This window comes from Enterococcus sp. AZ196 (genome assembly GCF_050498845.1).
GTDB classification, from domain to species: Bacteria; Bacillota; Bacilli; order Lactobacillales; family Enterococcaceae; genus Enterococcus_A; species Enterococcus_A murrayae.
This window is the reverse complement of record NZ_JBIPAM010000001.1, coordinates 222,466-236,542: the sequence shown is the minus strand read 5'-3', so window position 1 is coordinate 236,542 and position 14,077 is coordinate 222,466. Positions and strand designations below refer to the sequence as shown.

The window sequence follows — 14,077 nt, the reverse complement described above, 5'->3', positions numbered from 1 at the left end:
GAGAATCCTTTTAACGTTCCTCTCGTTCAAGAAAAATATGACTTCATCATAAAAAGCTAAGGAGCACAGCTCCTTAGCTTTATTGTACGCCATATGTCTCTGCAAATGCATTTATTATGTCTTTTGCAATAGCTTTGTTTGTATCATCATGCTCTTCATCTAAATTTGGCAACATCACACTAATAGCAATTTGAGGATTGTCGTGAGGAGCATAAGCCACGATATTGCTATTAATGGTGTTCACTGCTTGTCCATTGACTGATACCACGGTTTCGGCCGTACCTGTTTTTGCAGCTGGATCTAGTTTTGCTGAGGCTAAATCTTTGGCAGTCGTATAAGGATCACTTCCGTGGACAGCTTGATAGAAGCCTTGTTTTATGATTCCCATCTGCTCAGCTGTGATATTTACCTGATCCAATTTTTTACCAGTAATTTCTTGTTGAAGCTTTCCTAATCCGCCGCTGTCATTATTGCCATAGATTCCTTTTACAACATGCGGCGCGATTCTAGTTCCGCCATTTGCTACTGTTGCAGCATATTGTGCTAATTGCATTGGCGTATATGTGTCATACTGCCCAAATGACAAGTCAAGCAGATTTCCGCCTCCAGGGGCATTATCTGTACCAAATTGATCATTGATTAAGCCAGGTGATTCGTTTGGTAAATCAATTTGTGTCTTCACACCCATGCCGTATTCTGCAAATGCATTACGTAATTTATCATACATTTCTTTAGAAGATGCACTATCCGGCAAAGTCATATTTTGCTGGTATTGAACCCCTAGCATCCTTAAAACAATTTGCATCATATAAGCATTGGATGACCATTCTAAAGCTTTTACCGTATTCAATGGAATTTGATTCCCCAAAACTTTGTTATAGATCGATCCTTTTAACGCAGTACCAGATAATTTGATCGGCTGATCGATTAAGGTATCATTTCCTGTTATTGCCCCAGTTTGATAGCCAGCTGTAACAGTACCAGCCTTAACGACTGAACCAGGTTCAAAAGCACTAGTGATTGTTCCTAATGTATTTTCTTCTATTTCTTTACTACTTGAATCGTGAGTAAAGCCTGTCATAGCTAAAACCTCGCCAGTATTAGGATTCACTGCAACGGCATAAGCTCCAGGAGAATACTTCGCAACCCCACTATCAACTAAACCTTGATAGTGTTTTTTCAAAATATCTTCAACTTTTTTCTGGAAGTCAGAGTTGATAGTTAAAACAATATTCGATCCTTTTTCACCCTTTTTGATCTCTTCTTGTTTCTCGATGTTGCCATTTTGATTCAAGGTAACTTTATATTCGCCTTTTTTACCTTGAAGCTGTTCTTCATACTGCTTTTCTAAATAGCTCTTACCTACACGATCATTGCGAGCGTAACCTTTTTTCAATAGTTCATCTGCTTCTTCGGCAGGCAGTCCCTCTTTTTCCGTTGTGATCGTTCCTAAGATACTTTTTAGTGAACCATCTAAATCATCATTGTATGAACGATCCCAGTCAATTCCCGTGGACACACCGGGCAGATCTGAAGCATGTTCAGCAACTACTGCTAATTCTTCCTTAGTCACACCTTCATTTTTTACAAAAACCGTGCTCAGTGCTGATGCTGCATTCATACGTTTGAAAATCGTTGCAACTTTAAGCTGTTCTTCATCGAGCTGAATTTCACTATCTTTGACTTTATCAACTAATTTTTGATATTCGTTGGTATTATCAAGATTTTTTTCTTTAAAAGAAAGCCGCTCTTCGGCCTTTTTTCTATTCTTTAGATCTGCTAACCAATAATCTTTCTTGTCTCTAGTGGTTAGACTTTCATCAACTGGAACATCAATCAATTTATTTAGCTCAATCGCTAAGTCAAGAATGTCTTCGCTCTGCATCATATTGCTTCGGGTAAAGGTGATTGCAGAATTCCCGGTATTATTGACTAAGGCTGTACCTTTGGCATCATAAATTACACCACGAGGTGCATTTTCTTTTACAGTGATAGTCGTTGAAGCCTTCATTTCCGCCTTCATCTTGTCACCTTCAACTATTTGCAGATAGCCTAATCGTGTGACTAGAATTACAAACAGTGCAAAGATGATAAAAAATAAAAAGTTCAATCTAAAAGGTATGTGGCTTTTATTTTGATTGCGGCCACTTTCGTCCGCAAGCTTCAGTTTTTCAAAAAATTTCTTAAATGGATTCGTTAGTTTCATTCATCTGTTCCTTCCACTTTGACAGTTACTTGTCTTATTGTAGCCGAAAAAGAGTTTTTTCAAAAGGATTAATCATAGTTCCTTTACCATAGTTTAAAAACTTTCATTTATTTCACGATAAAAAAAGAGAAGTGTTTCACGGTAAGATGAAAAAATTTTTAATTTATATATTCATTTGCATAAAACGTGGGTTTTCAACCAATTAAAAACTTATTTTTCGTGAAACATTTTTCGGAGCATTTTTTTGTGGAAAACTCCGATAATTTGAAAAGCGGTTATTACGCATTTTCTTTAAAAAGTTTTCCACAAATGAATCGAAAGTTTCGGTTTGTGCCAGTTAATACTTTTTCTACTTATTCACTCAAAATATCAAAGAAGAACAGATAAAGGAAAAAGACTGTAGACATCATCCAAAAAAAATGGACTTTGTCTACAGTCTGATGGTACGAAAACTTGTTATTCTTTTTAATTACGACTTAGATTGTCAATATCATCTTTGATAGCCTCAACGAACATATTCAAATCTTGTGCTTCTTGTTCCTCACTACCATAACGACGAACATTTACAGAAGCACTTTCTACTTCTTTGTCACCAATTACCAATAGATAAGGAATTTTTTGTGTTTGCGCTTGACGAATCTTATATCCAAGTTTTTCGTTACGGTCGTCAACTTCAACACGAACACCTTCACGGACTAAACGATCTTTGACTTCATAAGCATAATCCCCATGATGCTCTGGTGATACTGGCAGGATCGCCACTTGTTCTGGTGCTAACCAAGTTGGGAAAGCCCCTTTGTATTGTTCAATCAAATATGCAGTAAATCGTTCCATTGTTGAAACCACACTACGGTGAACAACAACAGGACGATGTTCCTTCCCATCTTCACCAATATAAGTAAGATCAAAACGTTCAGGCAGTAAGAAGTCAAATTGAATTGTTGACAATGTTTCTTCTGTTCCAAGCGCTGTTTGCACCTGTACATCTAATTTTGGACCATAGAAGGCCGCTTCACCATCTGCTTCAAAATAATCAAAGCCTGATTCATCCATAACTTCCTTCAATAGACGTTGCGAATTTTCCCACATAGCATCATCATCGAAGTATTTTTCAGTATTTTCAGGATCGCGATAGCTTAGACGGAAACGATAATCTTCAAAACCAAAATCTTTGTATACTTCTAAAATCAAATCTAATGTACGACGGAACTCTTCTTTGATTTGGTCAGGACGAACAAAGATGTGTGCATCATTCATTGTCATTTCACGAACGCGCTGCAAGCCTGATAGTGCACCAGATTTTTCATAACGGTGATCCATTCCAAGCTCAGCTAACCGAATTGGCAATTCACGGTATGAGTGGATATGGTTTTTGTAGATCATCATATGGTGCGGGCAGTTCATTGGACGCAGAACTAATGATTCCTCGCCATCACCCATGTCCATGATTGGGAACATATCGTCTTTATAGTGATCCCAGTGACCAGATGTTTTATATAAGCCCGTATCAGCCAAAACCGGAGTATATACATGTTCATACCCCATGGAAATTTCTTTATCAACAATATAACGTTCAATAATCCGACGAATTGTTGCACCTTTTGGCAACCAGAATGGCAGACCTGATCCTACTTCTTGAGAGATCATAAATAAATCTAACTCTTTTCCTAGTTTACGATGATCGCGCTCTTTGGCTTCTTCACGCATCTGCAAGAAATGATCTAAATCAGCTTGATTAAAGAAAGCTGTGCCGTAAACTCGTTGCATCATTTTATTATCAGAATTTCCGCGCCAGTAAGCACCTGCCACAGACAATAATTTGAAGATTTTGATTTTCCCAGTTGATGGCACGTGAGGTCCACGACATAAGTCAGTAAATTCCCCTTGTGTATAAGCAGTAATGACCTCGTCTTCTGGAAGATCTGTGATCAATTCTACCTTATAAGGATCATAGCTAAAGAAATCTAACGCTTCTTGACGACTCATAACTTTTCGTTCAATCGGTAAATTTTCTTTCACAATCTTTTTCATTTCTTTTTCGATCGCCGGAAAATCTTCTTCGCTGATTTGAGTTTCACCATTGTCCGTATCATAATAGAAACCTGTGTCAATTGCCGGGCCCACACCAAAATGCATATTCGGAAATAGACGACGAATTGCTTGCGCCATTAAATGTGCGCTTGAATGACGGATAAGCGGTAAGGCTTCTTCATCTTTTTCAGTTATAATTTTTAACTCTGCATCTTCTTCAATTACCCGATTTAAATCTTCAAGTTCCCCATTGACTACAACAGCCAATGCTTTTTTTGCTAATGAACTGGAAATACTTTTCGCGATTTCTAAACCAGTAATACCATTGTCAAATTCTTTTGCTGATCCATCTGGAAATGAAATTTTTACCATCCTGTAGTTCCCCCTTAATTAGTTTTTGATTGATAATAAGAAAGGCTTCTCGAATTTGCTCAGCTTTTAAGTCGTAGTTATTAGTAATTGTGCAAAATCAATCATCGCATCTTACAGAAATAAAAACTAAAAATCTTCCTGTAAAACTATTCAACAATCGAAAATTTTGCGTACTGCTGATAAGCGAGTTCGATAAACGGAATACGAATAAAAAAAGTCCTAGTACCCATAACGGTACTAGGACGAATAAACGTGGTTCCACCTAATCTTTGGACAGCATCTCTGTCCCTCACAAGCGATAACGGCGCTGTTCCGCCTCTGTATTTACACAGAAGTCTCAGAAAGTGGTCATTCCTTGTGCTTGTCTGGAAAAGTTACAGCCTTGCTTTTCCTCTCTGTTAAACAGCCTTCAAGTTCAGGTGTCTTTCTTCATCAATCAATTACAAAGTAATTATAAACACTTATTGATTTGAAATGCAAGTATAATATAAATTATTATTTCCACTTGCCGCCTTGTGCATACTTTCCTTTTTTCATTTCATTAACAATAACATGGATGTTTTCCTTTGGTGCTCCAGCTGTTCTTGACACTGCTTCGGTTACCTCTTCCACCATTTTAGTTAACTGCTCTTCCGTTCTTCCTTCAACTAACTCAATGTGCACGAATGGCATAATGAATCGCTCCTTTGAATTTTATATTTTTATCGTCTCATATTTTATCATAATTAGGAATAAAATGAGGATTCGATCTACACTATTGTCCCTCATATCAGACAATACCATAAATCTTTATCAAACAGTCGAAGAAAGCAGCTTTCTATTTCTTTTAATAAGAGCAGTTTACTGAAGCAGTACCTTTTATCGTTTTATAGGAGTCAAATTACTATTGATAGCCCTTTCTTCGTGATAAAGTATAGGCACAAGATTGGAGGAAATAGCATGGATATCTATTTGCATTTTAAAAACCAAACTGCAGAAGCAATCGTCTTTTACGAGAAAGTATTCAAAACAGAGCCTGCAAAAATTATGACTTTTGGAGACATGCCGCATGACGACAACCATCCTGTTGATGAAAGCATGAAGGATTTAGTAATGAACGCTAATCTGAAAATCAACGATACAAACGTCATGGTCTCTGACAGCCCTGAAGGTATGGCTCCTCCATTAATTGTTGGAAATAACGTCGCTTTAGTTTTCAATGCCGCGACAGTTGAAGAAGCGTCAGAAGTTTTCCAACTATTAGCAGAAAAGGGAGCTGTTTTGCTTCCGCTTGAAAAAACATTCTGGGCAGAACTGTATGGAATGGTCAAAGACCCGTACGGAGTAAATTGGCACATCAATCTTTACTAAAGGGAGGATGAAATTTCATGGAACAGCAATTTGGCTGCTGCCTTTGGTTTGATAATCACTTAGCTGAAGCAGCCGACTTCTATTTAAATACATTTGAAGATAGTAAGAAATTGAAAGAAACGCATTTTATTACTGATGAACATGGAAAAATCGGGGATCTATTAACGATTGGATTAGAACTAGCTGGGTGCGAATTCCTCTTATTAAATGGTGGGACCGATTTCAAACCAACTCCCGCTGTTTCTTATGTTGTCAATTGTGAGAATGAAAAGCAATTGAATAGCGTTTGGGAACGATTGAATCAAAATGGACAAACTTTGATGCCTCTAACAACTTATCCAGAACTCGGAAAATTTGGTTGGACAAATGATCGTTATGGCTTTTCATGGCAAGTTCGCTTAGGCGATAGCCTGCAAACAATTATTCCATGCATCATGTTTGCTAATGAAAATTACGGTCTGGCTCAAGCCGCAGTCGATGAATGGATTAAGGTTTTCGGTGGGAAACAAACATTTATAATTAAAGGAAAAGAAGAGCGGCTCCGCGCTTCTGGTTTTCAGCTTCGGGGGCAGGACCTGATTATCATGGATAGTCCAGAGAAACACGATTTTGATTTTTCCATGGCCAACTCTTTTTACTTTTATTTTAAGGATCAAGCAGATATTGACCATGCTTGGGAGGCTCTCACTACTGACGGCAAGGAATGGCCTTGTGGCTGGATGGAAGATCGTTACGGTGTTTATTGGCAAACGGTCAATGATAAGCTGCTGGAATGGACCAATGATCCAGATTCTCAAAAGGCGCGACGCGCAACTCAAGAAATGTATAAAATGAAAAAAATTGATCTCGCTCAAATTCAACGAGCACATGATGGATTAAGCTGATTTCAACAAAAATGGAGATAGGTTTTCTATCTCTGTTTTGCTGAAATCAGCTTTTTGCTTCTCCTCGCTCTTATGTGCTATACTATTATGCTGTTATAAACAGTTGAAGGAAAAACAAAGGGGGATTGCTCAATGAATGCAAGAGAGTACGAACAAGAGCACGTCCGGCAGACAAGCGCTTTGATCCAACAAGAGATCGCATTTTTAGATAGCCAAAAAAAAGAAACAAAATCAAAATTTGATACAGATATGTTAGAAAATGCTGGACAAAAAATTCAAGGTGGTTCCTTCGAAGCATTGGCCGACACAATGGCAGATACGCGACAACACGAAGCCGAATTGCTTTTACGCTACCAAACCTATGCTTCACAAGAAAAGCGGCAAAGAGTTTTGAAATTGATGGGTGAAAATCCTTATTTTGCACGGATTGATTTTAAAGAGGATCAAGAAGCTGAGACTCTTTACTTAGGCATCGCTTCTCTACGGGATACACAGGAAGAAACAGTTGTCATTGACTGGCGGGCACCAATCGCTAATCTTTACTATGAAGGAACTTTAGGAAAAACACAGTATGAGGCTCATGATGCTATTATTCCAATCGAGTTGTTGCTGAAGCGTCAATTTAAAATCCGTGAAGGACAAATATTGTCGATGGTTGATACGTCAGAGGCAATAAATGATGATTTTCTACTAGAAATTTTAGACGAAGCCTCATCCAATCACATGAAGAATATCGTAGCAACGATCCAACGTTCACAAAATGAGATTATTCGCGATACGAAGAGCAAAGTTTTAGTAGTGGAAGGAATTGCAGGTAGCGGAAAAACTTCTGCACTGCTGCAGCGTGTTGCTTATCTACTTTACCATAATCGTAAATGGTTAGATAATGAACAAGTTTTACTATTCTCGCCTAATCATATTTTTTCAGACTATATTTCGACCGTATTACCTTCACTTGGTGAAAGCGGCATCCCTACGGAAACATTTAAAACTTTTTTGAGTGCCTTATTACCTACTTATCACATTCATACTGAAGAAAGTCATGAAGAGGTTTTTCTTTCAGGGCAAGATGACCGAGTATTACGCGCAAAAAGCAGCTATGCGATCGTTCAAGAACTCTACAAGTATGTTGAGCGGATCGCGGATTTGGGTCCATTGTTTCGCGATCTTAAGTTAAAACAAGATATTTTGATCTCAAAAAAACAAATTCGCAATTGGTACCAAGAAGCCAATCCAGAATTACCAATGTACCAACGTATGCAGCTGCTGCAAACAAAACTGTTAAAAAAATTAGCTGGCTTAGAAAAAGATGAAATGAAAAAGGATTGGGCAAAAAAAGCTGCTGATGAACTAGTTGAAGCTGTATTTGTCAATAATCCCGATATGGAAGACTCTGAAAAGGCTGAACGTCGTTTACGTCGTCAGATAGCTCAAAAAGTCGTACGCAAAAAATTGCGTCCTATTCGCAGACAAATCAATCGGTTTGGTTTCATTAACTACGCAAAACAGTATCTCCATTTTTTACAGAATCTATCAAACCATTTATTAAAGCACTACCAATTAACAGAGGAAAATTGGCGCTCGATGCTTGAAGCATTACGAACCGATTTTAAACGGAAAGATATCAGTTTAGAGGACGGGACTTTGATGTTTCTTTTAATGAAATCCATTCATCCATTCGATGTGAATCAAAAAGCTCGTTTCATTTTTATCGATGAGATGCAGGATTTTTCTCCAGCACAAGTTGCTTTGTTGCGTCATTTATATCCGAAAGCAACATATACTTTGTGTGGTGACTTGAATCAAAAAGTTTTTGGTAATGAAAGTATGGTTCATTCTTTAGAAGAGATTTTCCCTGACCAGTCATTGACCCATTTCGAACTGACTACCAGTTATCGTTCGACTGAAGAAATCACTCACTTTGCCAATCAATTTCTTACGCAGGAAAATCGCGTTGAACTAACTGCCCGTGTTGGTGATTTACCAAAAGTTTATTACTCAAACGAAACACGGCAAATGATTGATGGATTAATTCATCAAATTGAAGCAACAGCAGAAATGGCAAAATACTGGCGGACAGCGATTATCGCAAAAACAGTAGAAGAATGTCAGGCACTTTACGCTCAATTGACAACTGAACAAAGAAATCAAGTGCAATTACTGACTGATGAAGAGGACTTTATGAAAAAAAGTCTGATCATTATCCCTACTTACTTGGCAAAAGGATTAGAGTTTGATCGCGTCTTTGCTTGGAACATCTCACCTGAAAATTATCACACGGACCAGGACAAACTGATTCTTTACACGGTTTGTACTCGAGCCATGCATGAGTTGAATCTCTTAGTCATTGGCGAAAAGAGTCCATTATTGGAAATGATACCAGAAAATCTCTATGTTCAGGAATCATTGAGATAGGATCTGATAAAACTATTAGTCAAAAACAAAAATAGCCGTCCAAACCTAAAAGGTTTTGGGCGGCTATTCTTAAATAGATTAATCCTCTAGTTCAACATTATGATAAACTTGTTGAACATCTTCTAGTTCATCCAATACATCAATCATTTTCTCAAACTTTTCTAGATCGTCTCCAGTTAAAGTCACTTCATTTTGAGGAATCATTTGCATTTCTGCAACTGAGAATTCAGAGATCCCTTTTTCCTTCAAAGCTTCTTGAATTGCATTAAAGTCTTCTGGTTCTCCATAAACAATAATTTGTCCATCCTCATCCGCAACATCACGAACATCAATGTCCTTATCCATTAAATACTCTAAGACCTCGTCCGCGTCTTCTCCTGCAAAACCAAATAATGCAGTATTGTCAAACATATAAGCAACTGCGCCGGAAACACCCATGTTTCCTCCATTTTTACCAAAAGCCGCACGAACATCTGATGCTGTCCGATTCACATTATTTGTTAAGGCATCAACAATTACCATTGAGCCATTTGGTCCAAAACCTTCATAACGCAATTCTTGGAAGGTTTCGTCCCCAGAACCTTTAGCCTTTTCAATTGCTCGATCAATAATGTGTTTGGGAACATTGTAGGTTTTAGCACGTTCAATAACAAAACGTAATTTTTGATTGGCATGAGGATCAGGTTCACCTGATTTTGCTGCCGCATAAATCTCAATTCCAAATTTAGCGTAAATTTTACTGTTGTTTGCATCTTTCGCAGTCTTCTTAGCTACGATATTCGCCCATTTACGTCCCATATTTTCACTTCTCTTTCGTTATTTTCATACTTTCCCATTATAACGACTCACTCAGACTTTGGAAAGTATTTTTTATACTCGAATAGGAAATCGACCAATTGTTTGTTCTTGCGAATGGATCAACTGATAAATCTGATCAGCGCGATAGGTCAAAAAATGATTCTCTTTTTCTTGTTGTCCAATTTTTGCTGCAACTGGTAAAGTAAATTGTTTTTTCTTTTTATTTAAGTATGCTTGTCCCTTTTCAGAAAAGCCTAAAATATGCAGCATTGAATTTTCCTGCTCCGCCTTTATTTCTGACTCTTTAACCTGAAGTAAAATATAGGTCAAGAGACGTTGAATGCGCGGCTGAGTATAACGTTTAGTACCGACCAGTTGTAAATAATCAAAAAAACTATCTGCTTTTTGTTCAATTAAGCGATATTCCAATCCTTCCTTCATTTGATAAATCTTTCGAAGGCTTGCCAAAGAGTCTGCGCGCAATTGATAATTTAAAAATGGCCAAAAATCTGCCCATGAAATTTGAGTTTCTTTTAGGTCCTTCAATGTTTCCATTGGAACATAGGCGGAAACATCTTCATTCGAAAAAACTGCCTGTCGAATCCCAGTTGCACTAGCAAACTGATCCGCGACTAATAGCTCATCATGATACCCCTGATCTTTTCTTGGCAACGGAAAAATTTCCATCGGATGGCTATACAATGCATTTTCCTTCGCATAACTTAAACCTAAAATATGATTTGGCGGAAAATCCTGCGCCTTTGGATAGAGTTGCGAAACAACTTCAGCCATTTTTTCGGGATAACTCCAACCTATTGGCAGTTCGTGAAATAATTGATTAATCGCCGCCTCATTTTCAAGAAAAAAACGTCCATAATCCGCATAATCAAATTTGGAAGCACCATCTGTGCCAAAGCATAGCGCATCACAACCCAATGCGTGTAATAGCTTAACACTGCCCTTAGCAAAATAGTCTGCAGATTGAACAGCCCAAGAAAAGGGCAGTTCAACGACCAAATCAACACCATTTTGCAATGCTGCATTAGTTCGTGACCATTTATCAATAATCGCCGGTTCCCCACGCTGAAGAAAATTCCCGCTCATAACAGCAACAATAACATCCGCGTTGCTCAATTCCCGAGCTTTTTTTACATGATATCGATGACCATTATGAAATGGATTATATTCTACAACTATTCCGCAACTTCGCATTTCGCTCCCCCTTTCCAATAACAAAAAAACCGAGATTACTCTCGGCTATTTCTGACAAACAAAAAACCAGCGCTTACTTGCTTCATTTGGAGCCTCGTCAGTAAAGTCCGCAAAAACTGCAACTTTGAAGCCTGCCTCAGTCAGCATTTCCTGATACTGTTCTAAAGGATAGGTACGTTCCCTATGCAGTTCATCAAATCGCTCGAACTTTTCCCCTTGCTTTACAAAAAAGGTCAAAAAGTGTTCGATACTGTGCGCTGAATCACCAGAATAACTATCCCAAAGAAAAGCAAAATCTTCTGTTTGATCGTGAAAACTATACTCGGGAAAGACTTCATCTATTTGATAAATCGAATGAACATCAAAAATGAATATTCCTGATTCCTCTAACAGCTGATAAACACCTTCAAATACTTGTTGAACCTGTGTAGCATCTTGCATATAGCACAACGAGTCAGAAAAACATGTCACTGCCTGATAGTTTCCTATATCCGTTAAATCAAGCATATCTCCAGCAATCCAATTAACAGAGACGTCTTCTTGAAACGCACGATCACTGGCCAATGTCAACATCTCTTCAGATAGATCCAAACCTGTCACTTCAAAACCATTTTTAGCAAATTCCACTGCTAGCGCACCAGTTCCACAGGCTAGTTCCAAAATCTGGTTGGTCGCCTTTGGCAAATGACGCAATGAAAAATCCAGCCATTGCTGATACAAAGACTCATCCATTACCTCATCATAAACAAACGCAAAGGTCTCATATGCCATCAGTCCAACCAAGCCTCAATATTTTCTAACGGTGCATCCGACCATAATTTTTCTAGATTGTAAAATTCACGTTCTGAAGTACTAAAGACGTGTACGATCAAATCTCCCAAGTCGATTAAAACCCATTTCCCGCCATCTTTTCCTTCAACACGTTTAACTTTAACCTGTGCTTCTTCCTCTTTATCAATAATCTCATCCACGATCGCATTGATTTGACGATCAGAGTTAGCGGAACAAATCATGAAATAATCCGCTAATAATGAGACCTGCGATACATTTAATGCGACGATATCAACCGCGCGTTTCGAATCAGCTGCCTTCACAGCGATTTCTAACATATTTTTACTATCTATGATAATTCTCCTCCTTATTTCATACCATATCCATTTATCTAAATAACTTAAACAATTTATTCTTTGCTTTCTTAAAAAATTTTGTTGAGAACAAGCTGACTAAACTATTGGATCCCGGCAACCCAACGGTTATAAGTTTCAAGCGTTTTGGGATAGACTGGATCTTCTTCCTCAATTAAATGAGATAGCGTATGCTTAGTTTCAAAAGCTACAGCTTGATCCAAATCACTAAAAGCAATGACTCGAGCATCTTCTACACCAGGAAACTTTCTTCCAGGTTCGATATAATCTGCCACGTAAATAATCTTATCCAACAAAGTCATTTCAGCGGCTCCAGTGGTATGAAGTCGAATAGCATCCAGAATTTCCGCTTCAGTAATCCCCAACTCACGAGCAACAAAATCTGCACCAACAAGCCCATGCCAAATCGCATTCCCATATTTCAATAATTCGGCTTTATTTTCATAGCTGCCTCGTTCGATCGCCAATTGAAACTCCTCATCAGAGCGTTCCTTCGCATAGTCATGCGTTAAAGCAGCAATACTCGCTTTTTCTGGCGACTCCCCAAAGCGTTCTGCCAGTGCTATCGCTGTTTCTTCAACACCTAAGACGTGCTTGAAACGTCGTTCGCTCATTCGCATCTGCACAGCTTGCATCAGTGCTTCACGATCCATTTCTGTATATCTGCTACTATACTTCATCAAGATACAATCCTTCTTCCGCGATATATTCTCGTACTCGATCAGGTACAAGGTAACGAATCGAGCAACCCTGTTTGACCTGATTGCGGATATAGGAAGACGACAGCTGAATCTCAGGGACATCTACCCATATGATTGGATAAGGGCTTTCTTGCGCATAGCCTGCTCGCTTCACACCAACAAAATTGACAATGCGAACCAATTCATCAATTCGATTCCATTTTGGTAGATACGCCACTTCATCTCCCCCGATAATGAAATAGTATTCTGTATCAGGATTTTCCGCTGTTAACTCTAACATCGTATCAACTGTGTAGCTTTTGCCCTTACGAACCAACTCTCTTGTATCAACTGACAAAAATGAATTGTCTTCAATAGCCAGCTTGACCATCGCCAAACGATGCCCACTATCGATCGTCTTCTTTTCATCTACATGCGGCGGCAAATAACTCGGCAACAGATGTACTTCATCAAATCCCATTTTTTGCCCGACCTGCTCTGCAATCATTAAATGTGCGTGATGAATCGGATTAAAATTCCCCCCTAACAGTCCCACCTGTTTTTTAGGCACTGTGGTATCTGTCATTGGTTTGACTTTTGGAATTGTTAAGACATCTTGATACAACGGTTATTCCTCCTCTATTATTAGATAAATTGAAGCTTAAATGGCTTTAACTTCCTTTGATATTTTTTGGTACTTCTCTTTGCTTGAAGCTTTATATAAAACTAATACGCGACCAATAATCTGAACAATCTTACAATTAATTTTTTCTTCTAAAACATGGGCCACATCTTCAGCCATCTCATCCGTATTTTGCAATAAATTAATCTTGATTAATTCTCTCTTCTCCAACGCTTCGGCGATTTGAACAACCATTGCGTCATTGACACCATTTTTACCAATCTGAAAAATTGGTTGTAGGTGGTGGGCTTGACTGCGTAAGAAACGTTTTTGTTTTCCTCTTAATTCCATTAATAATCCCC

At 38.3% G+C, this 14,077-nt stretch carries 13 protein-coding genes; 3 read left to right on the top strand and 10 right to left on the bottom strand.

The annotated features are described in order from the left end of the window. Nucleotides 1-79: 79 nt before the first annotated feature. The 3 genes from IGI67_RS01115 to IGI67_RS01105 all read right to left on the bottom strand — a co-directional run bounded on the left by IGI67_RS01115 (nt 80) and on the right by IGI67_RS01105 (nt 5,281). Complete coding sequence (locus tag IGI67_RS01115) at nt 80-2,206, bottom strand: penicillin-binding transpeptidase domain-containing protein (RefSeq protein ID WP_429956478.1); 2,127 nt, start codon at nt 2,204-2,206, stop codon at nt 80-82. Nucleotides 2,207-2,671: 465 nt separating this feature from the next. Continuing rightward, nucleotides 2,672-4,609, bottom strand: coding sequence for a threonine--tRNA ligase (thrS, locus tag IGI67_RS01110; protein ID WP_207109833.1), 1,938 nt, complete (start codon nt 4,607-4,609; stop codon nt 2,672-2,674). 495 nt (nt 4,610-5,104) lie between these two features. After that, nucleotides 5,105-5,281, bottom strand: coding sequence for a 2-hydroxymuconate tautomerase (locus IGI67_RS01105; RefSeq protein ID WP_207109832.1), 177 nt, complete (start codon nt 5,279-5,281; stop codon nt 5,105-5,107). 267 nt (nt 5,282-5,548) lie between these two features. Between IGI67_RS01105 and IGI67_RS01100 the strand changes: the two genes are divergently transcribed. The 3 genes from IGI67_RS01100 to helD all read left to right on the top strand — a co-directional run bounded on the left by IGI67_RS01100 (nt 5,549) and on the right by helD (nt 9,258). Next, nucleotides 5,549-5,959: a VOC family protein gene (locus tag IGI67_RS01100; protein ID WP_429956477.1), complete on the top strand. Its 411-nt coding sequence runs from the start codon at nt 5,549-5,551 to the stop codon at nt 5,957-5,959. Nucleotides 5,960-5,976: 17 nt separating this feature from the next. Further along, a complete protein-coding gene (locus tag IGI67_RS01095) occupies nt 5,977-6,843 on the top strand; it encodes a VOC family protein (RefSeq protein ID WP_429956476.1) in 867 nt (288 codons plus the stop codon). A gap of 132 nt (nt 6,844-6,975) precedes the next feature. Beyond that, a complete protein-coding gene (gene helD / locus IGI67_RS01090) occupies nt 6,976-9,258 on the top strand; it encodes an RNA polymerase recycling motor HelD (protein WP_429956475.1) in 2,283 nt (760 codons plus the stop codon). 78 nt (nt 9,259-9,336) lie between these two features. Here helD and IGI67_RS01085 read toward each other — a convergent pair whose 3' ends face one another. From IGI67_RS01085 to yhbY, 7 genes are all read right to left on the bottom strand, one after another. Then, on the bottom strand, nt 9,337-10,056 hold the full coding sequence (locus tag IGI67_RS01085) for a YebC/PmpR family DNA-binding transcriptional regulator (protein ID WP_429956474.1): 720 nt from the start codon (nt 10,054-10,056) through the stop codon (nt 9,337-9,339). 72 nt (nt 10,057-10,128) lie between these two features. Further along, on the bottom strand, nt 10,129-11,268 hold the full coding sequence (locus tag IGI67_RS01080) for a nucleotidyltransferase (protein WP_429956473.1): 1,140 nt from the start codon (nt 11,266-11,268) through the stop codon (nt 10,129-10,131). Between the two features lie 45 nt (nt 11,269-11,313). Beyond that, on the bottom strand, nt 11,314-12,039 hold the full coding sequence (locus IGI67_RS01075; RefSeq protein WP_429956472.1) for a class I SAM-dependent DNA methyltransferase: 726 nt from the start codon (nt 12,037-12,039) through the stop codon (nt 11,314-11,316). After that, entirely contained in the window at nt 12,039-12,395 is a 357-nt protein-coding gene (gene rsfS / locus IGI67_RS01070; RefSeq protein ID WP_347401806.1) for a ribosome silencing factor, read from the bottom strand. Before rsfS ends, IGI67_RS01075 begins: the two co-directional genes overlap by 1 nt. Nucleotides 12,396-12,496: 101 nt before the next feature. Further along, nucleotides 12,497-13,093 carry a bis(5'-nucleosyl)-tetraphosphatase (symmetrical) YqeK gene (gene yqeK / locus IGI67_RS01065; RefSeq protein WP_207109862.1) on the bottom strand — a complete coding sequence of 199 codons (597 nt, stop codon included), beginning with the start codon at nt 13,091-13,093 and terminating at the stop codon, nt 12,497-12,499. Further along, nucleotides 13,083-13,718: a nicotinate-nucleotide adenylyltransferase gene (locus IGI67_RS01060; RefSeq protein WP_207109824.1), complete on the bottom strand. Its 636-nt coding sequence runs from the start codon at nt 13,716-13,718 to the stop codon at nt 13,083-13,085. The genes yqeK and IGI67_RS01060 overlap by 11 nt, the downstream gene beginning before the upstream one ends. Before the next feature lie 36 nt (nt 13,719-13,754). Then, nucleotides 13,755-14,066 carry a ribosome assembly RNA-binding protein YhbY gene (yhbY, locus tag IGI67_RS01055; protein ID WP_207109823.1) on the bottom strand — a complete coding sequence of 104 codons (312 nt, stop codon included), beginning with the start codon at nt 14,064-14,066 and terminating at the stop codon, nt 13,755-13,757. Between the last annotated feature and the right edge of the window lie 11 nt (nt 14,067-14,077).

Bases quoted from the DNA above. Each gene is read 5' to 3' on its own strand.
- IGI67_RS01115 (WP_429956478.1), bottom strand. From the start codon at position 2,206: ATGAAACTAACGAATCCATTTAAGAAATTTTTTGAAAAACTGAAGCTT.
- thrS (WP_207109833.1), bottom strand. From the start codon at position 4,609: ATGGTAAAAATTTCATTTCCAGATGGATCAGCAAAAGAATTTGACAAT.
- IGI67_RS01105 (WP_207109832.1), bottom strand. From the start codon at position 5,281: ATGCCATTCGTGCACATTGAGTTAGTTGAAGGAAGAACGGAAGAGCAG.
- IGI67_RS01100 (WP_429956477.1), top strand. From the start codon at position 5,549: ATGGATATCTATTTGCATTTTAAAAACCAAACTGCAGAAGCAATCGTC.
- IGI67_RS01095 (WP_429956476.1), top strand. From the start codon at position 5,977: ATGGAACAGCAATTTGGCTGCTGCCTTTGGTTTGATAATCACTTAGCT.
- helD (WP_429956475.1), top strand. From the start codon at position 6,976: ATGAATGCAAGAGAGTACGAACAAGAGCACGTCCGGCAGACAAGCGCT.
- IGI67_RS01085 (WP_429956474.1), bottom strand. From the start codon at position 10,056: ATGGGACGTAAATGGGCGAATATCGTAGCTAAGAAGACTGCGAAAGAT.
- IGI67_RS01080 (WP_429956473.1), bottom strand. From the start codon at position 11,268: ATGCGAAGTTGCGGAATAGTTGTAGAATATAATCCATTTCATAATGGT.
- IGI67_RS01075 (WP_429956472.1), bottom strand. From the start codon at position 12,039: ATGGCATATGAGACCTTTGCGTTTGTTTATGATGAGGTAATGGATGAG.
- yqeK (WP_207109862.1), bottom strand. From the start codon at position 13,093: ATGAAGTATAGTAGCAGATATACAGAAATGGATCGTGAAGCACTGATG.
- yhbY (WP_207109823.1), bottom strand. From the start codon at position 14,066: ATGGAATTAAGAGGAAAACAAAAACGTTTCTTACGCAGTCAAGCCCAC.